Source organism: Conexibacter arvalis (genome assembly GCF_014199525.1).
GTDB classification, from domain to species: domain Bacteria; phylum Actinomycetota; class Thermoleophilia; order Solirubrobacterales; family Solirubrobacteraceae; genus Conexibacter; species Conexibacter arvalis.
Window position 1 is genome coordinate 126,313 of the sequence record NZ_JACHNU010000001.1, and the last position, 26,640, is coordinate 152,952.

A 26,640-nucleotide genomic window follows, 5' to 3' on the forward strand; every position below is an offset into this window, starting at 1 on the left:
CGACGACGGGAGGGCCGCCAGCGTTGGCGCTTTCCACGTTGGCGCGGGCGCGTCGCCGCTGAAGAATCGTCACGTCCACTGCGTGCGCTGCGGGAGGCGCCGAGAAGCAGGGCTCGGCGACCGGCTCTCTGAGCCGGACGGTCTTCCGCGTTCCCGCGGCGCGGTCATCAGAAGGAAGGACGTATGAGACAAGCAACTCGCCGCCGCTCGCTCGCGGTCGGGACGGTCTTGGCGCTGGCCGCGGGCGGGGCCGCCGCCGCGCCCGGGGTGGCAAGCGCCGCGCCGTCGTGGGGCTGCACGTCGACCGCCTTGGAGGGCAGCCTGCTCGGCGTCGACGCACCGCTCGGGTTCCTCCGCGCCAATCCGCCGGCGACGCCGTGCGCGCCCGACTCCGCCGGCTTGAGCGGCAGCCTGCCGCTCGGCGTGACGGTGGGCGCGGTCGAATCGGACACCGACCTCGCGAACGCCACCGGCACGGTCGCCGAGCAGGTCGCGACCGCGAGATCGCAGATCGCCAACCTCGGCCTGGCGCCGGCCGGCTTCGCGAACCTCCTCCAGCTCGAGGGCGCCGAGTCGGAGGCCACGGCGCGCTGCTCCGTCGACGGGACGACGGCGCAGTTCGAGGGCAGCTCGCAGCTCACCGGCCTGAGATTCCTCGGACAGACGGTCGACGTCAGCTTGCCGAGAGTCCGCATCGACGCGGGCCTCGCGGTCGGCGAGTTCTACCCCAACGAGCAGGTCCTCTCCGCCGACGGCAGAACGCTGACGCAACGCGCACTGCGCGTCTCGATCAGCGCGGCGCTCGTCGGGAGCGTCGCCGAGTTCGTGATCGCCGAGTCGAGCGTCTCGGCCGTCGACGCCCCGTGCGCCACCAGCGGCGGCGGCGGCGACGGCGGCGGTGGCGACGGCGGCGGCGGCAATGGCGGCGACGGTGGCGGCACCGGCGGCGGCGACGGCGGCGGCACCGGCGGCGGCACCGGCGGCGGCGGCAATGGCGGCGGCGGCACCGGCGGCGGGGGCAACGGCGGCGGCACCGGCGGCGGCGGCACCGGCGGCGGCGGCACCGGCGGCGGCGGCACCGATGGCGGCACCGGCGGCGGCGGTCGCGGCGACTCGGGCGGCAGAGCCGTGACGCCGACGATCGACGTCTCCGGCAACGCGCGCCGCGTGCGCGCCGGCGGCACGATCACGTACGTGCTGCGCGTCAGAAACCCGTCGCGCAGAGCGCTCCGCAACGTGCGCGTCTGCCACCGCCTGGCGCCCGGCATCGTCTTCGTCGGCTCCAAGCCGAAGGCGACGGTCCGCCGCGGCCGGCACTGCATGACGATCAAGCGCCTCGGCGCTCGCAAGGCGAAGACCTTCCGGCTGACCGCGCGCGCACTGCGCGGAGCGGCCGGCAAGAAGGTCAACGTCGTCACCGTGACCGCCAACGGCGCGAGAACCCGCCGTGCGCGGACGACCGTCACCGTGTTCGGCGCCCGCAGCGTGGGCGGCGGCGTCACCGGCTAGCGACGGCCAGCGGGGCGTGCCGGGCGCGGCGCAGGCCGCGCCCGGCACACGCCAGGGCGGGTGCGGCCGCCTCCTCGCGCGGGGCGCTGGCCCCCTTTCCGGACCGTGTGCGGAACGTCATCGTGGCGAGACGGCAAGAGGTCACGACCGGAAGGTGGCGGGGCGGCGATGGATCCGCGAGTGGGAATGAGGCTCCTGATGGCCGGATGCGCGGCCGTGGCGGCGATCGGGACGGGGAGCGCGGCCGCGTCGGCCGACGTGGTGACCGTCGGCAAGGTCGACGGCAGGCTGTTCGACGTGCTGCGCAGGGAGCTGCGCCCCGGCCCGGCGAGAGCGGCGGCGCGCGCCGCCGCCCGACCGCCGCGCCTGGTCGTCGTCGACGGCGAGCACACGTCGCCGAGCAGATTGCGCCGCAACCGCGTGATCCGCGCGACCGCCGACGGCGAGCGCTGGGTGCTGGTCGTCGACCCGACCGCGCGGACCCTGTCGCGCGGGGTGAGACCGCTCACGGGGATCGGCTCCTCGCAGAAGCGCCTCGCGGCGGCGATGTTCCGGCGCACGCTCGACCGCAGCGGCGATCCGGTCGTGGAGGTCTACCGCTGGCAGCTCAAGCCGCGCGGGAGAATCGGCAGAGCCGCGCTGCACCGCTACCACCGGCGGATCGTGCGGACGGTCGTGCGCGCGCTGCGAACGGGCCGGCCGGCCGCCGACCCGCGCAGCGCGCGGACCGCGGCCGACGCGCAGTTGCCGCCGGGAGTCCAGCATGCGCGTTGGATCGAGCACTGGGCCGCCTCCGAGTGGCTCAAATGCCAGACGGCCGGCTTCGCGGAGGACATCACGATCGATCTGTTCCTCGAGAACAGCGTCGCCCAGCCGCAGGGGACGCGGCAGTGGATCGCCGTCTACGTCGACGGGAACGCGGCGCCGAAGGAGCCGAGCCAGCAGTTCTGCGCCTGGAACGACCAGGAGTACCGCTGGTGGACGGCCGCCGTGCAAACCGGCCTCGAGCCGAGAAACGATCAGCTCGCGCTGAGATCGTCGAGCCCCTCGACGCCCAACGACGTCACGACCTACACGAGCGGCAACACCTTCTCGTTCGGGGTCGCGATCTCGGGCAGAGTCGGCAGAAACGAGGAAGGCGTCGGCGGCGGGATCGAAGGCGGCGTCGACTTCAACTGGACCGAGAGCAGAAGCAAGAGCTACAGCCTCCCGAACTGGGCGGTGCGGGCGGTCGGGATCCACAACGCGCCGGCCTGGCGCTTCCACGCCAAGGACCCGTGCGACGTCGACGAGCGGTCGATATCCAACGACCCGGGCTGCTTCAAGACCCAGGGGGAGGCGATCAACTCCGGCAAGCCGCAGCCGCCCAACGCGGCGTCGCGGGGCAACTTCGACTACCACGCCGCGGCGCTGTGGCACACGAAGTCGCGCGTGACCAAGCCGGTGACGATCGAGGCGTCGGCGCGGATCGAGCTGATGGGCTTCCGCTGCCCGGACATCGTCTTCGTCTGCGTCAGACGCGACATCCACAACCACTGGATCAGAGGCAAGCAGAGACTCACGATCGACCTCCCGGCGGTGCTGCCGGTCCCGATCAGCGAGATCGCGTTCGACAGAGGCGACACCGTCAGAGCGGGCACGCGCGTCACCGCGACGGTGAGACTCGCGTCGCCGGCGCCGACCGACCTCGCGCTGCCGGTCTCCTCCGACTCGCCGGTCGTCGTCCCCGACGACCACGTCGAGTTCGACAAGGGCAAGAGCACGGCGACCTTCCAGGCGATCACGCGCGGCGGCAGCTCGCTGCTCGACGCCAGCGCGATCACCGCGGTCGTGAGCGTCTTCTACGCCAGACCGTACAACGTGGCGCTCACGGTCGAGAGATAGGCCGACCCGGCGACGAGCCCGCGGCGTCGGCGGCGCTCAGCCGCCGACGCCGTTGAGCTCGTCGACGACGTCGAGCAGGTCGCCGGTCGCGTAGAAGTCGACCGCGACGACGTTGGGCAGGCGGCCGCGCTCACGCTCGCAGCGGCGGGCCCGCGCGAGCAGGACCTCGCGCGCGTTGACGATCGCGGCGTTGCTCGGCCGGGGCGCGGGGCTGGTGTCGATCCAGTGGTTGAGCAGGAACAGCGACGCGTCGCCGGGGCCGCGGTTGGGCCGGCAGGAGAACTGCGACCGATCGGTGAAGCGGTACGGCGTCTCCTGCATCAGCGCATAGGCGTCGTGGTACCACGGCACGGCCGGATCGCCGGGCCCGTGCTCGTACATCACGATCGCCCGCTGGCCGGCTGCGATCAGCTCGCGCAGCGTCGGCCACGGCGGCCCGGCAGTGCCGGTGTAGAGGAACGGGCGCAGGCCGCTCTCCTCGACCGCGGCCGCGATGTCGCGCGGCCGCGGCCCCTCGTCCTGGACGACGACGATCACGACCTCCTGCGGATTGACGGCGAGGAACTCGGCCACCTCGCGCAGCCCGTCGGCGAGCGCGATCGCCCCGACCTCGCAGAAGCCGTGGCACAGCCACGTCGTGCGCGGCCCCCGCTCCGCCTCCCCGCCGAGGAGCGTGTCGCGGATGCGCAGCGCGGCGGCGACGCCCTGCTCGCCCAGTCCCTCGGCCGCCGCGGCCCTGACCCCGCCGGGCAGCTCGGTCAGCACGCGGTCGCCGACGCGGCGGCCGAAGTGCGCGTCGATCAGCAGCGCGCGCACGCCGTCGTCGAGCTGCCCGCGCAGGCCCTTCTCCTGCTGCGCGAACAGCCAGTTCGGATAGGTGAGGCCCGACATCGCGTTGTGCGTCGCGGCGAACGCGACCTCGTCGACGCGACGGTCGCACAGCTGTCAATGGCCGTTGCAGCCGACGACCGCGTGCGCGGGCTGCGCCGGCTGCGTGGCGCCGCCGACGACCAGGCCGCCGGCCAGCAGCGCCACGGCGACCGCAGCCGCGCCGCCGGCCAGCCACGGGGCGATCGGCCGCGCCGGGCCGGCCGGCGGGGCGGCGCCCGCGCTTGCCGCCTCCCTCCTCTCCGCGCGCGTAAGCGTCACCATCCGCAGCAGCTCGGCGACGCCGTGGTAGAGCACGACCAGCCCAGCCAGCACGAGCGCGGCGTCGAGCACCCGCTGTCGCTCGGCGACGATCAGCGCGCCGGCCGCGACCAGCGCGAGCGCTCGCGCCGCCCGCCACGGCGCCGCCGCGGGCGTCGTCGTCGCGACCGTCCACGCGCGCCGCAGCGGCCCCGCCAACTCGACCGGCCGCAGCAGCGACGCCGCGGCCGCCGCGACGATCGTCCCGGCGGCCAGCGCGACGAGCGCCCAGGTGGCGAGGTCGCCGAGGAAGGCGTCCCAGACGGCGCCGGCCGCTGCCTCATCTGCCGGCAGGGAGATCCCGGCGAGCAGCTCGCCGCGCGCGATCCACAGCGCCAGCGCGACGACGCCGCCGGCGACGGCGACGCCGATCCCGACATGGGCGAACGCCCGCCGCCGCCGCGGCGCGATCGCGACGGCGGCCACGAGCGCGACGAGCGCCGCGCCGGCGGCGGCGAGCGCGAGCCAGCCGACGTCGTCGACCGTCTGCGCGGCGTCGAGCGCCTCGGCCGCGCGGCGGCCCGCGTCGATGCTCGCCGACAGGTCGCGTGGCAGCTGCTCCGCCGCGCTCGGGTCGAGCTGCTCCAGCGCGCCTGCGAGCAGCACTCCGACGTCGGCGATCGTCGCCGTCGCGGTCGCCGTCGAGCGCGTGAAGACGGTGCGATGGAGGTCGCGCGCCGCCGCGTGGAAGAGGGCGCGGAACGGCGGCGAGCCGACGACGGCGCCGGCGGCGGCGTCGACGAGCGGGCGCACGGCGACGAGGTCGCGGTCGGCGCGCAGCACGACCTGGTCGGTCAGCTGGTCGGCGACGACCTCGCGCACCGCCGGGTCGTCGAGCGCGGCGGCCGCGCGGTCGGCGAACTGGTCGGAGTCGAGCACCGCGACGCGCGCGTAGCCGGCGACGAGCGCCACGACGATGCAGAGGCAGCCGAGCGCGCCGAGCACGGCGGAGGCGATCGCGCGCGAGCGTGCTCCCGGGCTGGCGCGACGGGCCACGTCAGCGCCCAAGGTACTGGATGACGGCGCGCACGCGGCGGTGCTCGTCAGGGTGCGTGGTGAGGCCGAGCTCCTGATAGACGTGGGCGACGTGCTTGAGCACGGCCTTCTCGGTCAGCGTCAGCCGTCTCGCGATCGCGGCGTTCGTCCAGCCTTCGGCCATCAGCGCGAGCACCTCTCTGCGGCGCGGCGTGAGGCGTTCGATCGGATCGTCGCGGCGCGCGCGCCCGAGCATCGTCGCGACCACCTCCGGGTCGAGCACCGACGCGCCGCGGCAGATCCGCCGCAGGTCCGAGCAGAACGTCTCGCCGTCGACGATCCGCTGCTTGAGCAGGTAGCCGGTCCCGCCGACCGCGCCGGCCTGCTCGAGCAGCTCCTGGGCGAGCCGCCGCTGGACATGCTGGGAGAGCAGGAGGATCGCGATCTGCGGATGCGTCTGGCGGATCTCGAGCGCCGCGCGCAGCCCCTCGTCGGTCTGCGTCGGCGGCATGCGGATGTCGGCGACGACGGCGTCGGGCTTGTGCGCCCGCGCCTTGCGCACGAGGTCGGGGCCGTCGCCGGCGGTGCCGACGACCTCGAAGCCGTCGCGCTCGAGCACGAGCACGAGCCCCTCGCGCAACAGCGCCTGATCCTCTGCGACGACGACGCGCACAGGCGCCAGCCTAACGCCGCCGTCGCCGCGCGCAGATCGCTCCAGCGCCCCGCCCGAGCGGGCGCTGGCACCATCGGCGCGCACCGGCGACCGGTCACCGATCGGCCGGCCCGGTCGCGCGGTCGAGCAGGTCGACGCCGTGGCGGGCGAGGGCGGGGATCCGGGCCGCGACGCACGTGCCGCCGCCCGGCTCGCTCGCGATCGCGACCTCGCCGCCGAGCGCCTCGACGCGATCGGCCATGCTCCGCAGCCCGGCGCCGTCGCCGAGCCGCGCGCCGCCGGCGCCGTCGTCGCGCACCTCGACCCGCAGCCAGCCGTCGCTCAGCCGCACCGCGACGTCCAGCTCGCGCGCGCCCGCGTGCTTGACGGCGTTGGCGACCGCCTCGGAGACGACGAAGTAGGCGGTGCTCTCGGCCGCGCCCCGCAGCGCCGTGCGGGTGACGCCGCCGACCTCCAGCCGCGACGGGATCGGCACGCGGTCGAGCAGGTCCTCGAGCGCGGCGGCCAGCCCGCGCTCGGTCAGCGCCGCCGGCACGACGCCCTGCGCGAGCTCGCGCAGCTCGGTGATCGCCTCGTCGAGGCCCGCTTCGAGCTCGCGCGCGCGGGCCCGCACCTGCGCGGAGGCCTGCGCGTCGGTGCGGACCCCGTTGGCATGCACCGCAAGCAGCAGCAGCCGCGCCTGGAGCCCGTCGTGGAGGTCGCGTGCGATCCGCCGGCGCTCGTCGTCGGCCGCCGCGACGATCCGCGCCCGCGACGCCCGCAGCGCCTCGCGGCTGGCGCGCAGATCGGCCATCAGCCGTTCGTTGTCGAAGGCCAGCGCGACGGCCCTGCCGGCGGCTCGCACGAGCCCCTCGTCGCCGGCCAGCGCCCGGTCGTGGACGATCGCGCCGACCTTGCGGTCGCCATGGCTCACGTCGACGACGGCGCGCGTCGGCGCGTCGGGCAGCGCGACCGGGCGGCCGTCGACGTCGAGATGCCGACCTCGATCGGGCGCCCAGTAGAGCAGCTCGACGGTCGGGTCGCCGAGCGCCTCGGCGAGCACGTCGCGCAGCTCGCCGGCTCTCATGTCGCCGGCCAGCCACGCGGCGAGCTCCTCGATCCGCGCCGAGCGGGCGAAGCCGCCGCGCACCATCGCCGCCAGGAACGCGACCGCCACGCCGGCGACGATGCCGAGCTGGGCGACGCCGAGCCAGACGCTGACCTCGTCGGTCCACGCGCGCGCGACCTGGCTGCTGAGCGGCACCAGCAGGACCGCGAGGATGCCGTAGAGGTACAGGCCGCCGAGGGCGCGGCGCTCCGACGGGTCGGCGTCGCGGACGCGGCGCGCGAGGATCACGGCGGTGACGACCATCACGGCGCTGCCCGCCGTCCACTGGAGCCGCAGCGCCGCGTCGGCGAGGTCGGGCCGGTCCGCGACCTGCAGCGCCGTCTCCGGCCCGAAGAGGTACTGCGGAACCTGGAGCAGCAGGCAGACCGCGTAGCCGGCGGCGACCGTGAGCACGCTGAGCCGCCCCTGCAGGCGGCCCGACGGGAAGGCGTGCAGGAGGTGCACGACGAGCGCGTACGGCAGCGTCGCGACGATCAGCGCGATCGCCTCGATCGCCGGCTCGTCGCCGACCAGGCCGGAGGCCAGCAGCACGAAGCCGGCGGCGATCAGCAGCGGCCCGATGCGGTTGTACGGGCGGCGGCGCCACGCCGCGATCCCGGCGAGCAGATAGATCCAGGCGGCCGCCGGCCACAGGACGATCGTCCACCATGGATCGTGCACCGCGGTGGCCCCCAGCGCGATCTCGATGATCCCGAGCAGGACGCCGACGCCCGCCAGCTCCGCGACGACCAGCTTGACGGCGCCCGCGGGCGCGGCCGATCGCCGGCCCGCTCCATCCCGCTCGCGAGGAAGACCCCCCGTCGGCATCGCGCTCACAGTCTATGGCCCCCTCCCGCTCGCACTCGCACGGCCGGCATGCGGCCGCCGCCGTCAGCGCTCAGCGCGAGCGAGGCGACACCCGGGGCGCGCGCGCCGTCGCGCTCACCATCCGCGCTGGAAGGCCGCGGACAGCGCGCTCAGGTCGGCGCCGGCGAGGCCGACCTCCGGGAAGCCGGGCGACAGCGGGACGTCGCGCACGAACAGCGCGAAGACGAGCGGGCGCCCGCCGGCGCCGTCGATGTAGCCGGCCTGGCTGAGCGCGGTGAGGATCCCGGTGCCGTACGGGGCGCTGCTCGCCCGCGTCCCGGTCTTCGCCATGACCCTGCCGGCCGCCGGCGTCCCGCGCTGGTCGGCGGCGAGCGAACCGTCGACGCCGAGCGTCGGGAGGCCCGCTCGCAGCACCGCGCCCCAGCTCGTCTCCTGGATCGAGCGCAGGAAGCGGGTGAAGTCCCCCGGCGTCGAGCGGTCGTACTCGGAGGAGCCGGCGCCGTCGAGCACGACGGTCGTGCGCGGCGAGACGCCGTGGCGGCGCAGCAGCGCCAGCTCGTCCCGCAGCCCCGACTCGCAGTCGCGGCTGCCGCGCGCCGCGGCGACGAGGCAGAGCAGCTGGTGGGCGCCGCGGTTGTAGCTGACCTTGAGGATCACCTTGACGTACTCCGACAGCGGCGGCGAGACGCGCACGGCGACGCGCGTGGCACGCGGGTAGGCGCGCGAGCGCGGCAGCAGCCGGCGCGGGTTCGGTCCCGCCGTCCGCGCGTCGACGCGGACCCCGGCGCGGCGCAGCGCGTCGATGAACGCGACGCGCGCGAACCGCGCGGGATCGGCAAGGTGGGCGATGCTGAGGACCGGCCCGCCGCCGGCGGCGACGGTGCCGCGCACGACGACCCGATCGCCGTCGACGCGCACCGTCACGGGCGCGCCGGCCCGGGCGACCGTGCGCACCCGCGCGTCCACGCGCAGCGCCGAGGTGCGCGGATGCACGCGGACGCGCGCCGGCCGGCCGGGGCGCGTCGGGGCGCTGACGACGTCGAGCACGTTCTCGTTGACCCAGATCGGCGCGATCGTCCCGTCGGGCCCGTCGCGCGTCGTGCGGAAGAGGCGGTCGTCGATCGCCACGTCGCCGCGGACCCGGCGGATCCCGGCCGCCCGGACCTGCCGCGCGAGGTCGGCGACGCCGGCCAGCGGCGTCGCGCCCGGCGGGCGCGCGGCGCCGGGCAGGCCGGTGTCGGCGTAGTTGTGGTCGGCCTCCGGCGCGTCGTTGAACGACAGCGTCCCGTCCGGCCGGTCGCGCAGGCCGAAGCTCGTGTCGCCCGCGGCGACGAGCACGAGGTCGCCGCGCAGGTCGCCGTCGACCACCCGGCCGCGCCGGTGGACGGGCGTGCGGAAGCGATGGTCGGCGCCGAGCGCCTCGAGCGCGGTCGCCGACGAGAAGACCTTCAGGATCGAGCCGGTGACGAACGTCTTGCCCGCGTTGTGGGTCGCGAGCACCTCACCGGTGCGCGCGTCGGCGACCTCGTAGCCCCAGATCGAGCCGTCGTAGAGCGGCTTGCCGGTGACGGCCGCCAGCTCGGCGGCGACCGACGGCGGCGGCGTCTCGGCGGCCGGCGCGGGGCCGGCGGCCGCGAGCGTGAGCGCGAGCGCCGCGACGGCGCCGCCGGCGATCGCTCGCCGACGGCGCCCCGCGTTCCGCTCCCGCCGACGCTCGGCGGTCTCCGCTCGTCCCGTCATCCCACCGGCAGACGGTATCCCCGCACGCCCGCCGCGCGAGGGGGTTCTGGGGCCTTCGAGGCGGGGTCCTGACACCCCCGGCGCGACGCCGACTGGTCGGCGTCATCCGCCCATCAGGCCTTCTCGACGTCGCGCTCGCGTCAGGCTGCCGCGAGCCACTCCTCGAAGGTCGGACCGGCGAGCTTCGCGCCCGCGTGGGGCAGGACGGCGCCGTTCGCGTAGGCCTCGGCGTCGGGGTCGTCGGCTGCAGGCACCAGGATCGACCCGCGTTCCTCACGGATCTCGACGGCGTCGCCCCGGCGGGCGAAGAGCAGCGCGGCGAGCTCGGCGAGGCGCTCCGCCTTCGGCCCGGCGACCTCGGTGATCCTGCCGTCTTCGATCTCCGGCTCCTCGGCAGCGTCCGCGAGCGCCTCGGCGACGACGCGGGCGGCGACGGGCTGCGTTCGCAGCTCGGGCACGTGGGCGACGCCGTCCTCGATCGTCCAGCCGAGCAGCTGGTCGACGAACTCGTGGAACTGGGCCGCCCGCACGATCCGGACGGGCAGCGGACCTTCGCGCAGCGCCCGCTCCTGCGCCAGTTTCGCCGCGTTGTAGCCGCCGTGGAACCGGTCGATGCCGATGATCGAGGGGAGCACGATCCGCTTCGCTCCGGCGGCGGCGCCGGCTCGCTGCAGGTTGCGCGCCGAGGCGAGGAAGAACGCGGTCGCCTCCTGCTGATCGGGTGAGGGCCCCGTGGCGGTGTCGATGATCGTCTCGACCCCGGCGAGCGCCGCGTCGAGGCCCTCGCCGCTGACGACGTCGACCGAGCTGGAGCGCGAGATCGGAACGACGTCGTGGCCTCGCTGCTCCAGGATCTCGACCAGGTGCGATCCGACCCGGCCGGTGGCGCCGGTGACGGCGATCCTCTGCTTCCGCTCTGCGGACTGCATCGCGCTTCCGTCCTTTCTCGCTGCGCGCGGCTCGACGGCGGCTGAACGGCGGTGTCGTGCCCCGCTTCAGCCGCCGGCGAAACACCCCGCTCACATCGACGGACATCGCGACGAGGTCCAGGCACCGGTCCGTCAAAGCGCGACGGCCCCGCCGAATGGCGGGGCCGTCGTATGGTCACAACGTGGTGGTCGGGCTGGGGATCAGCCGGTGACCCCGCCGCCGCGCGCCGCGGCGGGCAGCACCTTGATCGCCGCGGTGCCGGTCGCCGCTCTGCTGCGCGCACCGCGCGCGTTCGGAGCGGTCGCCGTCGCGACGTTCACCTTCCGCCCGCCGGCGCCTCTCAGCACCCGCGCCTTCAGCGTGAAGCTCTTGCTCTTATTCGCGCCCAGCGCTCTGATCGTCCAGCAATGCTGACCCTTCGTCAGCTTCGCCTTCGGCGTCGAGGAGACGAACACCAGACCCGACGGCAGACGATCACAGACCCGCACCGATCTGAGCGCAAACCCAGACGCGTTCGTCACCCGGATCTTGTAGGTCAGCGTTCCGCCGGCACGCACCGTTCTCGCGCTGGCGGTCTTCTTGATCTTCAGCAGGCCCTGCACGCGCGTGCGCGTCCCGTCGATGTTGTTTCTCGGGTTCGGATCGGGCTCGTTGCCCGTCACGCTCGCGCTGTTGCGCAGCAGACCCGCCGCCAGCGGCCGGCCGACGATCCGGACCGTCGCGCTCTCACCGCTTCTCAGCGTGCCCAGCGAGCATCTCACCGGCGCGCGCTTGGTGCAGCTGCCGACGCTGCTTCTGACCGAACGGACCTGCAGCCGCAGGCTCGGCGTGTCGAGCACCCGCACATCGGTCGCCGTCCCCGGGCCGAGGTTGCGCACTCTCAGCGTGTAGGTGATCAGGCCGCTGCCGAGGATCGATCTTCTGTTCGCCGACTTGACGATCTCCAGATCGGCCGGATCCGGCTCCGGGCCAGGCTCACCCGTGACTCTTCTCTCGTCTCTGTTGTTTCTCGGATCGGGATCCTTCGTCGGGCTCTCGACCCGTGCCGTGTTCGACAGCTCACCGACCAGATCCGCGCGCGCGGAGACCAGCACCTGCGCAGTCCCGCCGACGGCGAGCGTGCCGAGGCTGCACGTCACTCTGCTCGCCGTGACCGTGCACGAGCCGCCCTGGCTGCTCTGCGCCGACAGCAGCGTCAGACCCGCACCCGCCGTGTCGTTGACGACGACCCGCTGCGCGTCGCTGGGCCCGTCATTTCTGATCAGCAGCGTGTAGAACAGCTGCCCGCCGACCTTCACCGTCTCCACCGACGGGATCTTGGTGATCGACAGATCGGCCTCAGGCCCCGACGGCACCGTCTCTCTGTCTCTGTTGTTGCTTCTGTCCGGATCTCTCGTCGGCGACTCCACCGTCGCCGTGTTCGTGATGCTGTTCGCCGTCAGCGACGCCGCGACTCTCGTCACCACGCGGTAGGTGACCGAACCACCCGACACCAGATCACCAGCCGCGCACGTCACCGTCCCCGACGCGAACGTGCAGCCTCTGCTGGCCGACACGAACGACAGCCCTCTCGGCAGCGGATCGCTCACTCTCACCGCTCTCGCCGTGCTCGGACCATGGTTGAAGACAACCAGCTCGTACGTCAGCTGACGACCCGGCACCAGTCTGTTCGCCAGCGCCCGCTTCACGATCTCCAGGTCGGCCAGCGGCTCGACCGGGACGCTCTCGTCATCTCTGTTGTTGCCCTCGTCGGGATCGTGCGTGTCGCTTCTCACCGACGCGGTGTTGACCAACGTCCCCTCCGCGGAGGCCGCCACCCGCACCGTCACCTTGAACGTATGCGACGCGCCAACCGCCAGCGACGCCAGCCCGCACGTCACCGTCGCGCCGCTGACGATGCAGCCCTCGCTCGAGGAGACATACGTGACGTTCGCCGGCAGCGAATCGGACACGACCACGTTCTGCGCCGCATCCGGACCGTTGTTTCTGACCGTCAGGTCATACGTCAGGTTCTGGTCGGGGAAGGCCGGATTCTGCGACGCGGTCTTCGTGATCTGCAGATCGGCGCACAGCACCCGGAAGGTGCCGATCGTCGAGACCTCGGGCAGTCTCACCCAGGTGTCGACGAGATCGGTGTTGCCCGAGGAGGCGGTCCAAGCATGGAACCCGGGCCCGCTGGTGCCGTCGCTGACGGCCGTCGGCGACGTGTTCGTGACGACGTAGCCGTTCTTGTACGGGTCGTGGTCGTTGTAGCTCGCAGCGAGCGGGTCGCCAAGCTCAGGATCGTTGGGCAGCGTCAGCCGCTCGATCCGCATGCCGCCGCTGTTCTCGACGTCCGACATCGTGAAGTGAACCTCGGCAAGCGTCGAGCGGATCTCATACCGGTAGTCGCCGCACTGAAGCGCGTTGCCCTGGGCGTCGAGCCCGTTCCACGCGAACGCGTTGCTCCCCGACCCGGACAGCTCGTTCGTTCTGTCGACCACATCCGGGCCGTTGCCGAACGTCCCGTCTCTGTCGACGTCGATCGCGATCGTGTAGCCGAGACCCTGCATCGCGACGGGCGACGTGAAGCTGAACGTGCCGCCGGCGCCATGGTTCGTGGCACCCGAATGGCCGGCCGAACCGGTGAACGACGCCGCTCTGAGCGGGTTGGAGGACGGCGAGATCGGCGCCGCCTCATAGCCGCTCGTCTCCGCCAGGCCGCCGGAACCGGAGATCACCAGCGGATCGACTCTGTTGAGGAACTGCGGATAGCGGCGATCCGCGGCCGCCTTGGAGGCCTGGTCGTAGATGCAGATGTTGCCGCCGACGTCATCGCCGCACGCGAACGACGCGAAGGTGCGCTCACCCGTTCTCGCATCGACGACACCCTGGTCATCCGAGGTCAAGGTCCAGTTGATGCCAGCCTGGTTGTACAGGTCGACCTGGTATTGATGACCAGTTCTCGTGTACGGAAACACGCGTACACCCGATGCAGCCGCACCAAACTCACGCAAGACGTACTCATACGAGAACGTCCGCCCGGGCTGCTTCACGCCGCCGGCATCGCGAACCGTGATGTCCCACATCGCGATGTTGAACCCGGATTCCTGCAGCGGAGCGTCGACCGTACCGGGGTTGCCGTTGTAACCCGGCGAGCCCGGACTCCCCGGATCGGAGGGCATCATGAGCACCGGGTAGATGCCATCAGCGGTCGGCAGGAACTCGCACGGTGTGTAGCCTCCCGGCGCGTCCGGCCCGGCGATTTCCTGCGCCCGCGTGCTGATTCTGCCCGTCCCCGGATCGTCGGTGTTGCAGTCGAAGATGTCGCTGGTGAAGACCGGATCGGTCGGGAATCCCGCGATGCGCTCGAGGTCCGTGCCTGGAGCGTAAACCCGGATGTTCGACTGTCCGCCGGTGCCGATCGCGCTGCTCGCGAGCTGGACTCTCTCGCCGGCTCTCGCGTAGACGTAGAGCACCGTGTACGACGAGCCCGGAAGCCCCGGAACGGTCGTCGACACCTGCAGCCCCTGACGGTCCGCAGTGCCGGGCCCGGTGTTGAGGTCGACCGACCCTCACCGAGGGCGGGCGCCGCCGGCAGTGCCAACGCCGCCACTGCGGCGGCCGCCCCGACCATTCCGAGACGCCGCCTGCGCCGGACGCCCGCCCTGCGCATCGACCGTACGAATTCGTTCATGTCCTTGCCTCCCTGTCGGGCATCCCAACGACGTGCAGTGCTCGCCGCGCCGAACGGTGCCGGCCAGCACCCCACCTCGCGGCACCTGATCCGCGAACGTTCGCGCGCCAGTCAACCATTCCCTCACCACTCAGGGACCGGCCCACCGCCACTTTGCAGCTTTACAGCGCCGACAGCGCAACGACGGGACACGAAATTACACACCTGAATGGTGTCCAAATTAGCACCGCGAGCCGATGCGGCGTCACATCGGATTCCAATTGCGACCTAAGAGGGAGGCCACCACGGCCAACCCGCTCGGCCCTGTCCCGAATTACGAGCGAGACGCGCTGATAGAACTGTCGCGTTCAGCGCAGCGTGCGCGACCGCGCGATGGCGCGCGCGGTCACTCGGGCGCGCGGTCGCGGCCGCGCTCGGCGACCGGGCGCATGAAGTCGGGGATCGGGCGCACGAGCATGCGGTCGGTCGCGCGCTCCCAGGCGCGCTCCATCGCGGCGAGATGCTCGTCCATCACGCGCTCGATGCGCTCGTGGTCGGCCGAGCGGATCGCGGCGAGCGTGCGCTCGTGGACGTCGATCACCCACGGCGCGACCGGCTGCTCGTGCAGCGCCAGGTCGCGCGCGATCTCCAGCCGCCTCAGCAGCGTGCGCATCAGCGAGACGATCGTGCTATTGCCGGTCGCGCGCGCGATGCGGACGTGGAACTGCGTGTCGAGCTGGAGGAAGCGGTCCTCGTGCGCGAGCACGTCGCCGTCGTCGAGCAGCTCCTGCTGGCGCTCGATCAGCCGCGTGAGGTGGGCGAAGTCCTCCTCGCGCGCGTTGACGGCGGCGAGCTGGGCGACGCGCGGCTCGATCAGCCGGCGGGCCTCCAGCACGCCGGCGACCTCGTCGAGGCGCAGGTCCGACTTCGAGCGCAGCAGCTCGATCGGCACGTAGTCGGAGGTGACGAAGGTGCCGCCGGCCGATCCGGGTCTGACCGTCAGCACGCCGGAGTCGGCGAGCACTCTGACCGCCTCGCGCAGCGTCGGGCGGCTGATCTGCATCGCCGCCGCCAGCTCGCGCTCGGACGGCAGCCGGTCGCCGGCGGCGAGCTCCCCGAGCCGGATCCGCTCGGCGATCTGCTCGACGGCGCCCTCGAACGTCCGTCTCGGGGCGACCGGGGTGAAGGCGACGTCGACCGACTGCACGACAGGAACGGTACCGGACCACGCCCGGGTCGAACCGACACCAGCCTTGGTATGGAGACGAACCGCGGGCGCGGCGGCGGCGATCGGCTGCTCAGGCCGGTGGCAGCGCGACCACGCACTCCACCTCGACGAGCAGGTCGGGGTCGGCGAGCGCGGCCACCCCGACCAGCGTGGAGGAGGGCGGCGGGCTCCCGTGCAGCGCGCCAAGGATCACCGGCACCAGCTCGGGCCGGTAGTCGACGACGTAGATCGTCTCCTTGACGATGTCGGACCGGTCGGCGCCGAGCTGCGCCAGGATGCGGTCGATGCGGCCGGCGATCGCCTCGACCTGGGCCTGGTGGCTGCCCTTCCCGACCACCGCGCCGCTCTCGTCCCAGGCGAGCTGTCCGCTGAGGAAGGCGACCCGGCCGCCGTCGACGACGGAGACCTGGCTGACCAGGTCGGGCAGTCCGAAGACGCCGTCGGGCTCGATCCGCTCGATCATGTGAAGCTCCTCTCGTCAGTGTGCGGTCGTGATGGCGGGGCTGGCGGCGGGGGTCGGCGCCGCGATCGCCGCGGCGGCGAGGCCGGTCTCGCGCACGAGCGCGTCGGCCTCTGTCTCGTCCGAGGCCCACGCGACGCAGCCGTCGGGCCGGACGAGCGCCGCGCTCAGCTGCCGCCATTCGGCGCGCGGCTCGGGAACGGGCCGTTGCGGCCGGTAGCGCGCGAGCCGGTCGGCGGCGTCACCGAGATCGAGCGCTCGCACGTCGAACCCGGGCACGCGCGCGAAATCGATCAGCACGTACCGCCCCGGCTCGAGCAGGGAGAAGAGATCCTGATCGTCCTGCAGCCGCAGGTTCGGGGCGCGGCAGCCGGTGAGCGGGTGCGCGCCCGGCGGGGCCGCGTATCTGACGTGCAGGCCCGAGAGGCGCTCGGTCAGGCCGGCCTTCAACTGCGGCCGCTCGGCGATCAGGCGAGCGAGGAACGACCGCAGCTCTCCTCCCTGCAGCGTGAAGTCCATGAACAGCGCGGTCTGCGCCTGGCTCTGCTCCAGCAGCTCCACGCCGACGGGATGGCGCTCCTCGTGGTAGCTGTCCAGCAGCGACTCCGGCGCCCAGCCGTTGAAGGTCGCGGCGAGCTTCCAACCCAGGTTCATCGCGTCCTGCACGCCGACGTTGAGCCCCACGCCGCCGGCCGGCATGTGCTGGTGGGCGGCGTCGCCGGCGACCAGGACCCGGCCCTTGCGATACGTGCTCGCGATCCGGCTCGCGTTGCTGTAGCGCGAGAGCCAGGCGGGGCTGTGCATGCCGTAGTCGGTCCCCGCGATCCGCTGGATGCGGTCGCGCAGCTCCTCCAGCGTGAAGTCGCCCGGCCAGTCGGTCCGCAGGTCCTCGGGCGAGTGCACCGCGATCCGGTGGTTGCCGTCGGGCAGGCGGACGCACATGAACGTGCCCTCGAGCGACCACCTGCTGATGACCGGGCTGTCGGGCGGATCGGCGAGCCGCACGTCCCCAAGGGCGCCCAGCGCGGTGAACGACGTGCCGACGAACTCGATCCCGGCGCTCTTGCGCACCGTGCTGCGGGTGCCGTCGCAGCCGACGAGGTAGTCGGCGCCGAGCGTGTACTCGCCCTCGGGTCCCTCCGCGGTGACGACCAGGCCGCCGTCCTCCTCGACGAAGCCGACGAACCGGTGGCCGCGCCGCACGTCGGCGCCGTCCGCGATCGCGCGCTCCTGGAGCAGCGCGGTCGTCCGCGCCTGCGGGATCGTGAGCGTGAACTTGAAGTCCGTGTCGAGCGCGTCGAACTCGAGCCGCTCGTCGAGGACCGCGAAGTGCCCGCTGGGCAGCTGCCCGCCCTCGGCCAGCATCTGGCGATGGGCGCCCCGCAGCGCGAACGTCTCGACCGTTCTCGGATGGACGGTGAGCGCGCGCGAGTGCGGCGAGATCTCGACGCTCTGCTCGAGCACCACCGTCGGCACGCCCGCGAGCCGCAGCTCACACGCCAGCCACATTCCCACCGGGCCTCCGCCGGCGATCACGACCCTTCGCTCCACGACCTCTCCTCTCACCTGTCTTGGTCAGCGACCAAGAACACAATAGACAGTTCGACCCGGCGTTGTCCACACCGATTCCGCAGCGCGCTCGACGGCGCGCCTCCCCGCCCGCACGATCAGGCCCCGCAGGCGGAGAGCAGCGACATGACGGCCCGATTGACCGGCACGGCCAGACCGTGCCGGTCGGCGGCCCGGACGACCGCACCGGTCAGCCCCTCCCACTCCAGCGGCCGGCCGAGCTCGCGATCCTGCAGCATCGAGGTCTTCGCTCCGTCGGGGAGCGACTGCATCCAGGCGACGGCGTCGTCGACCGCGCGAGCGTCGAAGACGGCCCCTTCGGCCCTGCCCACCTCGACCGCCTCGGCGATCAGCTCACCTGCCAGGTCGGCGACGCGCGGCTCGCGCAGCACCTCGCACCCGCGACCCGTGAGCGCCGTGATCGGATTCGCCGAGACGTTGGTCAGCAGCTTGGTCCACGCCGCCGTCGTGAAGTCGGCGGTCCGCTCCACGACCAGCCCTCCCGGCGCGAGCAGGTCGTGCACCCGCCGGCCCCCGGCGTCGTCCGGGACGACGAGGTCGGCCCCGGTGCGCCGCACCCGCACCCTCCCCCGTCCGAGGTGGTCGATGTTGAGGTAGACGAGGGCCGGGACGACCAGCTCGCCGGCGCGGCCGGCGAGCTGGTCGACGTGGTCGACGCCGTTGCGGGCGACGATCACGGCCGTCCCCGCGCCGCACAGGCGCATCAACCACTCCTCGGCTCCGCGCGTCTGGTGCCACTTGGTGGCGACCACGACCCAGTCGACCGGCGCGACGACCTCGGCGGGATCCCGCAGCCAGTCGCAGAGCGCGGTGAACTCGCCGTCGTCGGCGCTCACGGTGAGCGCGGCCCGCCCGGAGAAGGAGCGCCCGCAGGCGAGGACCGCGTGCCCGGCCCGCGCCAGGGCGCCGGCGATCGCCGTGCCGACCGCGCCCATGCCGACCACCGCGACGTTCATGCGCGACCGTCCGTCCGCCGACGCCGGGGCCGGCGCGCTCCTACTCGGCAACGGTCGCCAGCTCCCGCGACTCGGCGGCCGGGGCCTCCGCCGGCGAGCGCCGCCGCTCCGCCCACGCCGCGGCGACGGCGCCGACCACGAGGATCGCGGGCGCGAGCTTGATCACGAGGCTGTCGCTGCCGACGATCGAGTCGTAGTTGGCGACGATGCAGCCAAGGATGACGAGGAAGCAGATCGTCGAGACCACGGGCGCGACCCGCCCGACGAAGTACGAGGCGTCGCCGAGCCTGCCGCGCACCGACGAGGCGAAGACGCTCACCGACAGCATCATCAGCCCGAAGACGTACGCGACGGTGTTGACCCCGGCGACGGCCGGGAACAGCCCGGTCAGCGGGTCGAAGCCCGCGATCGCGAACGGGGCGATCACGGCGACGATCACGACCGCCTGCGTCGCGACGGCGACGACGGGGACGCCGCGCTGGTTGACGCGCGACAGCCCGGTCGGCAGCAGGCCGCTGCGCCCGAACGCGAACATGTAGCGCACCGCCGCGTTGTGCCAGGCGACCGCTCCCGCCGCGAAGCTGAGCACCGCGGAGCCCGCGATCAGCGGACCGGCCCAGGAGCCAAGGTAGGTCTCGGCCGCGAGCGGCAGGACCAGCCCCGGATCGGCCCCCGCGACCGCCTGCACGTCGTCGAAGGCGGCGATCAGCGACCACGTCGAGAAGACGTATATCAGGCACAGGACGGCCAGCGCCGTGTAGATCGCGCGGGCGATGTTGCGGTTCTGCCCGGTCTCCTCGCCATACGAGGCCACGCTCTCGAAGCCGGCGAAGGAGACGGCGATCATCGCCAGCGTGAAGGCGATCGCCCCGGTCGACGGCCACGTTCCCACGCCCACCGACGGCGTGGTCGGATGGTCCTGGACCAGCACCGCGATCCCGACGGCGAGGAGGATCGCGAACCCGACGCAGGAGAGGACGGCGATCACGCGCTTGGTGTCGAGCAGCCCGCGGAAGCCGCACGCCGCCACGACGGCCCAGACCCCGCCCGCGTAGACCCACCACGGGAGGTCGAGCGAGAGGTACTGCTGGCCGAAGAGGACGGCGAAGTAGCCGGCCCCCGCCGTCATCGACGCGGCCGCCAGGTTGTAGGCGATGAACAGCACCATCGCGGTCGCCGCCCCGACCCTGCGGCCGAGCCCGTAGGCGACGAAGGCGTAGCTGGCGCCCGCGTTGACGACATGTCGGCTGATCGCGACGTAGCCCGCGGCGAAGATGGCGAGCACCGCTGCCATCGCGATCGTCAACGCGATCGTCCCGGGGCCGACGCCGAAACCGAGGCTGAGCGAATAGCTCGACGCGATCGTCGTCAACGGCGCCGTGATCGCGACGATCATGAACACCATGCCCGGATAGGCGATCGCGTTCTGCATCAGCGTCCGGCGCGGCGCACGCGGCAGCGCCCCGCCGACCGACGGGTTCACGTCATCCATCTGCACTCCCTCCTCTGGGATGCCGGTCTCCGGCGGCACCGCGCCGACCGTCGACCTTCTTGGTCGTCGACCAAGGAACGGGAAATCTATACTGGGTCAGTGACCAAAGCGCAAGGAAAGGCCGCCCGCACCTCCTCGCTGACCCCCGACGACGTCCTCGCCGCCGCGCTCGAGGTGCTCGAGGAGCGCGGGCTCGACGGGGTCTCGACGCGCGCCGTCGCGAACCGGCTCGACGTCCGCATGAACACGGTGCTCTGGCACGTCAAGACGAAGGCCGGGCTGCTCGACCTGATGGCGGACGCGATCGTCGGCGAGGTCGCGCTCGACGACCTCGCGGGCGACTGGAGAGACCGGGCCGTCGAGCTGATGCGCCGCCTCCGCCTCGCGCTGCTCTCCCACCGCGACGGCGCGCTCGTCGTCTCCGGCACCTTCCCCGCGCTGCCGCGCACGCTGCGGCTCGCCGACACCCTGCTCGCGACGCTCCTCGACGGCGCCCGGGACGCCAGAACCGCCGCGTGGACGGCGTGGGCGCTGGTCTATTTCACGCTCGGGCTGGTCCAGGAGGAGCAGCAGACGCCCGCCCTGCTCCACGACGCGGTCGCGCGCGAGATCTCGCCGACGACCTACCCGGCCCTCTCGGCGGTGCTCGACGAGTACGCCGCCGCCGACTTCACCGACCGCTTCGAGTACGGCGCCGCGGCGATCCTCGCGCCGCTCGACTCCCCCGCGGCCAAGGCGGCCGCCCCCGCGCGCAAGCGCCGCTGACGAGCGATTCCGACCGGGCCGACGCCGCCGCGCTTGCGGCGCGGCGTCGCCTGCTGTACCGTCGTTGTTGGTCACCGACCAAGAGAGATGGTCCTCGCCATCCCGCTCCCGGGCGGTCGTTCGCGGCTGCGCCTCGCGCGCCCGATCGGCCCGGCCGCCACGCTCGGCGAGCGATCCCGCACACCTCGATCGAACCGGAGATGCCGTGTCCGCCAACACCGCCGTCGAGAGCTCATTCAACGATCGCCGCGACGAGCGTGAATTCGCGCTCTTGATCGACGGGGCGCTCGTCCCCGGCGACGACACGATGGCGATCGCCAACCCGGCGACGGGCGAGCCGGTCGCCACCTGCCCGCGCGGGTCGGCGCGCCAGCTCGACGCGGCCGTCGCGGCCGCGAAGGCGGCCTTCCCCGGCTGGGCCCGCACCTCGCTCCAGGAGCGACGGCGCCTGCTGACGACGATCGCCGACGTGATCGAGGCCAACGCCGACGAGCTCGCCGCCCTGCTCACCGCCGAGCAGGGCAGACCGCTCTCCGACGCCACCCTCGAAGCGCACGGGACCGCGGCCTTCTTCCGGCACGTCGCCGGGCTCGAGCACGAGACGCGGGTGCTCGACGACGGCCCCGACCGCCGCGTCGAGCTGCGGCGCCGCCCGCTCGGGGTCGTCGCCGCGATCCTGCCCTGGAACGCCCCGCTGCTCGTGATCGCCTTCAAGGTGCCGGCGGCGCTGCTGGCCGGCAACACGGTCGTCGTCAAGCCGGCCGCGACGACGCCGCTCGCCACCCTCGCGCTGGCGCGGCTGATCGCGGAGGTCACGCCGCGCGGCGTCATCAACGTCGTCACCGACGCCAACGACCTCGGCGACCGCCTCACCGACCACCCCGACGTCGCCAAGGTGACCTTCACCGGCTCGACCGCGACCGGGCTGAAGGTGATGGCCAACGCGGCGAAGACGCTGAAGCGGGTCACGCTCGAGCTGGGCGGCAACGACGCCGCGATCGTGCTCGACGACGCCGATCCGAGAGCGGTCGCCCCCGGCATCTTCCACGGCGCCTTCTGGAACTGCGGGCAGGTCTGCCTGGCGATCAAGCGCCTCTACGTCCACGACTCGCTCTACGACGAGCTGTGCGAGGAGCTCGCCGCGCTGGCCCGGCAGGCCGTCGTCGGCGACGGCAGCGACGCCGACACGCAGATCGGCCCGCTGCAGAACCGCATGCAGTACGAGAAGGTGAAGGGCTTCCTGGCGGACGCCAGAGCCCACGGGCGCATCGTGGCCGGCGGCGAGCTGTCGGGCTCCGCGGGCTACTTCGTCGCGCCGACGATCGTCGCCGACATCGCGGAGGGCAGCCGCCTCGTCGACGAGGAGCAGTTCGGGCCGATCCTGCCGGTGCTCCGCTTCTCCACCACCAAGGAGGCGGTCGAGCGGGCCAACGCGAGCCCCTACGGCCTCGGCGCGTCGGTCTGGTCCTCCGATCTCGACCGCGCCGTCGCGGTCGCCGACCAGCTGGAGGCCGGCACCGTCTGGATCAACAAGCACATCGACGTCGCGCCCCACATCCCGCAGGCCGGCGCCAAGCAGTCGGGCATCGGCGCCGAGCTCGGAGAGGTCGGGCTGCTCGAGTACACGCAGGTCCAGGTCCTCAACGTCAAGAAGTGACGTCGCCGCCCTCGCGAGACCACCAAGGAGCCCCTCAGCCATGTCCACCGCACCGCACACCGATCCCCGCGACGCCATCCGGCCGGCCCTCGCCGACGAGCTGAGCGGCCTTCCGTGGGACCTGCGCCAGCGCGTCGCGCTGGCTTGCCGCATCCTCGCCGCCGAGCGGCACTGCTTCGCGCTCGCCGGCCAGGTGACCGTCCGCGCCGAGGCGAACAGCTTCTGGACCGTGCCGTGGAGCCCCGCCTTCGACGCGATCGGCGTGCGCGACGTGATCCGGATCGACGACGACCTCAACCCGCTCGAGGGCAGCGCGCAGCCCAACCCGGCCGTCCGCTTCCACTACTGGATCTACAGAGCCCGGCCCGAGGTGGAGTGCATCGTCCACACCCACCCGCCGGCGATCGCGGCGCTCTCGATGCTCGGCAGACCGCTGGTCGTCTCGCACATGGACACGATGCCGCTCTACGACGACGTCGCGTTCCTGCGCGACTGGCCCGGGGTCCCGGTCGCCGACCAGGAGGGCGAGATCATCTCGGCCGCGCTGGGCGGCAAGAAGGCGATCCTGCTCGCCCACCACGGCCTGATCGCGACCGGCAGATCGGTCCAGGAGGCGACCGTGCTCGCGCTGATGATGGAGCACGCCGCCGACCTGCAGCTGCGCGCCGAGGCGACCGGCGGCGCGATCGCCGCGACCCCCGACGCGCTGGCGAGGGAGGCGCGCGAGTTCCTGCTGCAGCCGTCGATCGTCGACGCCACCTTCCGCGCGTTCGCCGACCGCGTCCTGCGCAGCGACCCGGCGACGATCGGCTGACGGGCGCGCCGGCTCACGGGTAGACGCCGCGCGCCCGCGAGGCCTCCGCGACCCGCCCGACGGCGACGATCATCGCCGCGGTGCGCCAGTCGACCTCGCGCTGCTCGACGACCGCCGCGACCGTCTCCAGCGCCGTGCGCATCCGCCGCTGGAGACGGCTCGCCAGCTCGGCGTCCTCCCAATGGGCGCCCTGCTGGCTCTCGAGCCACTCGAAGTAGCTGACCGTCACGCCGCCGGCGTTGGCGAGGATGTCGGGCACGACGACGACCCCGCGCTCGCCGAGCGCCCGCTCGGCCGCCGGGGTGGTCGGGCCGTTGGCCGCCTCGACGACGAACCGGCAGTCGACCCGCTCGACGTTCTCCGCGGTGATCTGGCGCGCCGTCGCCGCCGGCACCAGCACGTCGCAGGGGACGCTCATCAGCTCGTCGGCGGCGATCGGGCGGCCGCCCGGGAAGTCGGCGAGCCGGCCGCCGTCGCGCACGAAGCGGGCGAGCGCGGGCACGTCGAGGCCGTCGGGCGCGGCCGTCGCGCCGTGCTCGTCGCCGACCGCCAGCAGCCGCCCGCCGAGCGCGTGCAGGCGGTCGGCGGCGGTCGCGCCGACCTCGCCGAATCCCTGCACGACGAAACGGGAGCCGGCGACGTCGCTCCCCAGCCGCTCGAGCAGCCCGGCGATCACGTGCACGACCCCGACGCCGGTCGCGGTCCGCCGCGTCGCCGTCCCGCCCAGCACCAGCGGCTTGCCGGTGACGATCCCCGGGACCGAGCGGCCGACGTGCTGCGAGTAGGAGTCCATGAACCAGCCCATCTCGCGCTCGCCGGTGCCGAGGTCGGGCGCCGGGATGTCCCTGTCGGCGCCGATCAACGGCAGCAGCTCGACGGCGTAGCGGCGCGTCAGCCGCTCGCGCTCGCTCGGCGAGAGCGTCCCGGGATCGCAGCGCACGCCGCCCTTCGCGCCGCCGTAGGGCAGCCGCATCAGCGCGCACTTCCACGTCATCCACATCGCCAGCGCCGCGCATTCGCCGAGCGACACGTCGGGCGCGTAGCGGAAGCCGCCCTTCGTCGGCCCCATCGCGAGCGTGTGCTGGACGCGATAGCCCGCGAACGACCGGTAGCTGCCGTCGTCCATCCGCAGCGGGAAGTTGACGGCGAGCGATCGCCGCGGCGCCGCCAGCCGCATGCGCAGCTCGTCGTCGAGCGCGAGCGCGTCGGCGGCCGCCGAGAAGCGCTCGAGCGCGTCCTGCATCAGCGGCGAGCGCCATTCGTCGCCCGGCGCCGGACTCGCATGCGCCACGATCGGCTCGTCGGCTGGTCCGGCGAGGCCGTCAGACGCGACAATCGGCGCGGTGTCGAAGCGGTGGTGCATCAGCGTCCTTCCAGGTCGTCGGGCTGAGTGGACCGCCGGAAGCCTGTGTTGAGCGCCGCCCCGGGTCAATTGCGCTTCCGCTCAAGCGGTCCCTCCCCGCTTGGGCATCCGACGAGCGGTGGCGCGGGCGCGATCGTGACAACTCCGATCCGACCGGCCGCGATTTCGGACATCGCAACATTGCCGCGCGACCGCGTCGGCGCGAGGCTGGGCGCGATGCCCATGAGAGAGAGCGCCGCGCGTCGGCGCAACGGTCGCGCCCGTCCCCTCGCCCCCTGCCACTCCGTCGTCGCGGCGGTCGACCTCCGTTGACCGCGACGGCGTCCTCGCTCGCGCTCGGCGACCTGCTGGCCGAGCACTCGCTCGGCATCCGGCTGCTGACCGGCGGCCCGGAGGCGGTCGAGCGGCCGATCGCCGGCGCGCACGCGATCGAGGTCGACGGCGCCAGCCGCTGGCTCGCGCCCCACTGGGCGATGCTGACGACGGGGCTGCGCCTGCGCAACCGCCCCGACGCGCAGCGGGAGCTCGTGCGCGAGCTGGACGCCGCGCGCATCGGCGCGCTCGGCTTCGGCACCGGGATCACGATGAGACATGCGCCCGCCGCGCTGCTGGACGAGGCCGAGCGGCGCGGCTACCCGATCTTCGAGGTCCCGATCGGCACGCCCTTCCGCGAGGTCGTCTCCTACGTCAGCCGCTCGCTGATCGACAGCGAGGTGCGCGCCTACCAGCGGCTCCCGTCGATCCAGCGCTACCTGCTCGACGCGCTCTCGACGCAGGCGCCGGAGCGGACGCTCGTCGCGCGCCTGGCCGAGCTGACGACCGCGGAGGCGATCGTCTTCGCCGACGACGGCGATGTCGAGCAGGCGACCGACGACCGCCTGCCGGCGGCGGAGATCTGGACCGAGATAGACCGGCGCCGGCAGACCCACCTGGCCGAGTTCGAGGTCGGCCGTCTGCGGCTCGTCGCAGTGCCGACCAGCGTCGCCACGGCGGCGGCCCGCCGCTGGCTCGCGACCTGCACGCCGGTCTCCGACGCCTCCTCGCACGTCGTCAAGCTCGCGACCCAGACGGCGGCCTCGCTGCTGGCGGCCGTCACGCGCATCGACGACCTCGGCCGCGGCCGCGAGCACGAGCGCCGCGCCGCCCTGCTGCAGGAGCTGCTCGACGACGAGACGACGCCCAACCCCGCGCTGAGCGGCCGTGCGGCGGCGTTCGGACTCGACCCCGGCGGGCGCTCGCACCTCTTCGTGGTGCTGCCCGACAGCCCCGACGCGCAGGCGCTGACGGCGCTGCTTGCTGCCGTCCGCCGCAGGCTCGAGCGCGACGGGCTGCCGGCGCTGGCGACCGCGCGCGACGGACGGGTCGTCGCGTTGGTCGAGCGCGACGCCGACGGGCTGCGCGAATGGCTGGGCGGGCTCCCCGGCCGCGCGATCGGCGTCGGCCGCCCGATCACCGCGCTGGCCGGCGTGCCGCGCGCCTACTGCGACGCCTGCCAGGCGACCCAGCTCGCCGGCGCCGGGCGGGTCTCGGCCTTCGTCGACTGCGACCTCAGCGCGCTGCTGGTGAGCGGCGCGCAGGACGAGCGGATCCGCTGGACGATCGACCAGCGGCTGCGTCCGCTGCGCGAGCATCCGCAGCTGCTCGACACGCTGACCGCGTACTTCGAGCACGAGCTGGACGTGACCGCGACGGCGCGGGCGCTGCACGTCCATCCCAACACGCTGCGCTACCGGCTGACGCGGATCGAGACGGTGATCGGGCGCAGCCTGCGCCACCCGGCGACGATCGCCGAGCTGCACATCGCGCTCACGACCGCGCCCCGTCCGCTGGCCTGACGACCGCGGAC

Annotated in this window: 19 protein-coding genes; 6 read left to right on the top strand and 13 right to left on the bottom strand. The window is 73.4% G+C overall.

Translation table 11 applies throughout. From position 1 onward, the window contains the following. Positions 1-183 precede the first annotated feature (183 nt). Both BDZ31_RS00645 and BDZ31_RS00650 read left to right on the top strand, forming a co-directional pair. Positions 184-1,509, top strand: coding sequence for a DUF11 domain-containing protein (locus BDZ31_RS00645; protein ID WP_183337989.1), 1,326 nt, complete (start codon positions 184-186; stop codon positions 1,507-1,509). A 198-nt stretch (positions 1,510-1,707) separates the two neighbouring features. Beyond that, positions 1,708-3,393 (top strand): hypothetical protein, encoded by a 1,686-nt coding sequence (locus BDZ31_RS00650; protein ID WP_183337991.1) that lies wholly within the window; start codon positions 1,708-1,710, stop codon positions 3,391-3,393. 36 nt (positions 3,394-3,429) lie between these two features. Here BDZ31_RS00650 and BDZ31_RS00655 read toward each other — a convergent pair whose 3' ends face one another. The 12 genes from BDZ31_RS00655 to BDZ31_RS00710 all read right to left on the bottom strand — a co-directional run bounded on the left by BDZ31_RS00655 (position 3,430) and on the right by BDZ31_RS00710 (position 20,195). Beyond that, a complete protein-coding gene (locus BDZ31_RS00655) occupies positions 3,430-4,284 on the bottom strand; it encodes a phosphoinositide-specific phospholipase C-related protein (RefSeq protein ID WP_183337993.1) in 855 nt (284 codons plus the stop codon). A 54-nt stretch (positions 4,285-4,338) separates the two neighbouring features. After that, positions 4,339-5,577 carry a hypothetical protein gene (locus BDZ31_RS00660; protein ID WP_183337995.1) on the bottom strand — a complete coding sequence of 413 codons (1,239 nt, stop codon included), beginning with the start codon at positions 5,575-5,577 and terminating at the stop codon, positions 4,339-4,341. A 1-nt stretch (position 5,578) separates the two neighbouring features. Then, positions 5,579-6,229, bottom strand: a complete 651-nt coding sequence (locus BDZ31_RS00665) for a response regulator (protein WP_183337997.1) — start codon at positions 6,227-6,229, stop codon at positions 5,579-5,581. A gap of 94 nt (positions 6,230-6,323) precedes the next feature. After that, on the bottom strand, positions 6,324-8,144 hold the full coding sequence (locus BDZ31_RS00670; RefSeq protein ID WP_183337999.1) for an ATP-binding protein: 1,821 nt from the start codon (positions 8,142-8,144) through the stop codon (positions 6,324-6,326). A gap of 114 nt (positions 8,145-8,258) precedes the next feature. Continuing rightward, the gene (gene dacB, locus BDZ31_RS00675; protein WP_183338001.1) at positions 8,259-9,884 is read right to left on the bottom strand and encodes a D-alanyl-D-alanine carboxypeptidase/D-alanyl-D-alanine endopeptidase; all 1,626 of its coding nucleotides are present in this window, start codon (positions 9,882-9,884) and stop codon (positions 8,259-8,261) included. 140 nt (positions 9,885-10,024) lie between these two features. Next, positions 10,025-10,813 (bottom strand): SDR family oxidoreductase, encoded by a 789-nt coding sequence (locus BDZ31_RS00680; RefSeq protein ID WP_183338003.1) that lies wholly within the window; start codon positions 10,811-10,813, stop codon positions 10,025-10,027. Positions 10,814-11,014: 201 nt separating this feature from the next. Further along, on the bottom strand, positions 11,015-14,314 hold the full coding sequence (locus BDZ31_RS25720) for a DUF11 domain-containing protein (protein ID WP_183338005.1): 3,300 nt from the start codon (positions 14,312-14,314) through the stop codon (positions 11,015-11,017). A gap of 561 nt (positions 14,315-14,875) precedes the next feature. Further along, positions 14,876-15,676 (bottom strand): FCD domain-containing protein, encoded by an 801-nt coding sequence (locus tag BDZ31_RS00690; protein WP_183338007.1) that lies wholly within the window; start codon positions 15,674-15,676, stop codon positions 14,876-14,878. A gap of 91 nt (positions 15,677-15,767) precedes the next feature. Next, positions 15,768-16,160 carry a RidA family protein gene (locus BDZ31_RS00695; RefSeq protein WP_183338009.1) on the bottom strand — a complete coding sequence of 131 codons (393 nt, stop codon included), beginning with the start codon at positions 16,158-16,160 and terminating at the stop codon, positions 15,768-15,770. Between the two features lie 15 nt (positions 16,161-16,175). Then, positions 16,176-17,708 (bottom strand): FAD-dependent monooxygenase, encoded by a 1,533-nt coding sequence (locus BDZ31_RS00700; RefSeq protein ID WP_183338011.1) that lies wholly within the window; start codon positions 17,706-17,708, stop codon positions 16,176-16,178. A gap of 116 nt (positions 17,709-17,824) precedes the next feature. Continuing rightward, the gene (locus tag BDZ31_RS00705) at positions 17,825-18,703 is read right to left on the bottom strand and encodes a 2-dehydropantoate 2-reductase (RefSeq protein ID WP_183338013.1); all 879 of its coding nucleotides are present in this window, start codon (positions 18,701-18,703) and stop codon (positions 17,825-17,827) included. A gap of 40 nt (positions 18,704-18,743) precedes the next feature. Next, complete coding sequence (locus BDZ31_RS00710) at positions 18,744-20,195, bottom strand: APC family permease (protein WP_183338015.1); 1,452 nt, start codon at positions 20,193-20,195, stop codon at positions 18,744-18,746. A gap of 99 nt (positions 20,196-20,294) precedes the next feature. On the opposite strand from BDZ31_RS00710, the gene BDZ31_RS00715 reads away from it, so the two are divergent. The 3 genes from BDZ31_RS00715 to BDZ31_RS00725 all read left to right on the top strand — a co-directional run bounded on the left by BDZ31_RS00715 (position 20,295) and on the right by BDZ31_RS00725 (position 23,431). Continuing rightward, positions 20,295-20,960, top strand: coding sequence for a TetR/AcrR family transcriptional regulator C-terminal domain-containing protein (locus BDZ31_RS00715; protein ID WP_183338017.1), 666 nt, complete (start codon positions 20,295-20,297; stop codon positions 20,958-20,960). Positions 20,961-21,267: 307 nt separating this feature from the next. Then, positions 21,268-22,617 (top strand): aldehyde dehydrogenase family protein, encoded by a 1,350-nt coding sequence (locus BDZ31_RS00720; RefSeq protein ID WP_183340896.1) that lies wholly within the window; start codon positions 21,268-21,270, stop codon positions 22,615-22,617. A 40-nt stretch (positions 22,618-22,657) separates the two neighbouring features. Beyond that, positions 22,658-23,431 (top strand): aldolase, encoded by a 774-nt coding sequence (locus BDZ31_RS00725; RefSeq protein ID WP_183338019.1) that lies wholly within the window; start codon positions 22,658-22,660, stop codon positions 23,429-23,431. A 13-nt stretch (positions 23,432-23,444) separates the two neighbouring features. On the opposite strand, the gene BDZ31_RS00730 is transcribed toward BDZ31_RS00725, so the two are convergent. Then, positions 23,445-24,794, bottom strand: coding sequence for a Glu/Leu/Phe/Val family dehydrogenase (locus BDZ31_RS00730; protein ID WP_221242769.1), 1,350 nt, complete (start codon positions 24,792-24,794; stop codon positions 23,445-23,447). Positions 24,795-25,102: 308 nt separating this feature from the next. On the opposite strand from BDZ31_RS00730, the gene BDZ31_RS00735 reads away from it, so the two are divergent. Next, positions 25,103-26,629, top strand: coding sequence for a PucR family transcriptional regulator (locus tag BDZ31_RS00735; protein WP_183338020.1), 1,527 nt, complete (start codon positions 25,103-25,105; stop codon positions 26,627-26,629). The last annotated feature ends 11 nt before the right edge of the window (positions 26,630-26,640 follow it).

Excerpts from the sequence above, each read along its gene's own strand:
- BDZ31_RS00645 (WP_183337989.1), top strand. The coding sequence starts at position 184 with ATGAGACAAGCAACTCGCCGCCGCTCGCTCGCGGTCGGGACGGTCTTG.
- BDZ31_RS00705 (WP_183338013.1), bottom strand. The coding sequence starts at position 18,703 with ATGAACGTCGCGGTGGTCGGCATGGGCGCGGTCGGCACGGCGATCGCC.
- BDZ31_RS00680 (WP_183338003.1), bottom strand. The coding sequence starts at position 10,813 with ATGCAGTCCGCAGAGCGGAAGCAGAGGATCGCCGTCACCGGCGCCACC.
- dacB (WP_183338001.1), bottom strand. The coding sequence starts at position 9,884 with ATGACGGGACGAGCGGAGACCGCCGAGCGTCGGCGGGAGCGGAACGCG.
- BDZ31_RS00730 (WP_221242769.1), bottom strand. The coding sequence starts at position 24,794 with ATGCACCACCGCTTCGACACCGCGCCGATTGTCGCGTCTGACGGCCTC.
- BDZ31_RS00725 (WP_183338019.1), top strand. The coding sequence starts at position 22,658 with ATGTCCACCGCACCGCACACCGATCCCCGCGACGCCATCCGGCCGGCC.
- BDZ31_RS00655 (WP_183337993.1), bottom strand. The coding sequence starts at position 4,284 with ATGTCGGGCCTCACCTATCCGAACTGGCTGTTCGCGCAGCAGGAGAAG.
- BDZ31_RS00650 (WP_183337991.1), top strand. The coding sequence starts at position 1,708 with ATGGCCGGATGCGCGGCCGTGGCGGCGATCGGGACGGGGAGCGCGGCC.
- BDZ31_RS00670 (WP_183337999.1), bottom strand. The coding sequence starts at position 8,144 with ATGCCGACGGGGGGTCTTCCTCGCGAGCGGGATGGAGCGGGCCGGCGA.
- BDZ31_RS00695 (WP_183338009.1), bottom strand. The coding sequence starts at position 16,160 with ATGATCGAGCGGATCGAGCCCGACGGCGTCTTCGGACTGCCCGACCTG.
- BDZ31_RS00720 (WP_183340896.1), top strand. The coding sequence starts at position 21,268 with ATGGCGATCGCCAACCCGGCGACGGGCGAGCCGGTCGCCACCTGCCCG.
- BDZ31_RS00710 (WP_183338015.1), bottom strand. The coding sequence starts at position 20,195 with ATGGATGACGTGAACCCGTCGGTCGGCGGGGCGCTGCCGCGTGCGCCG.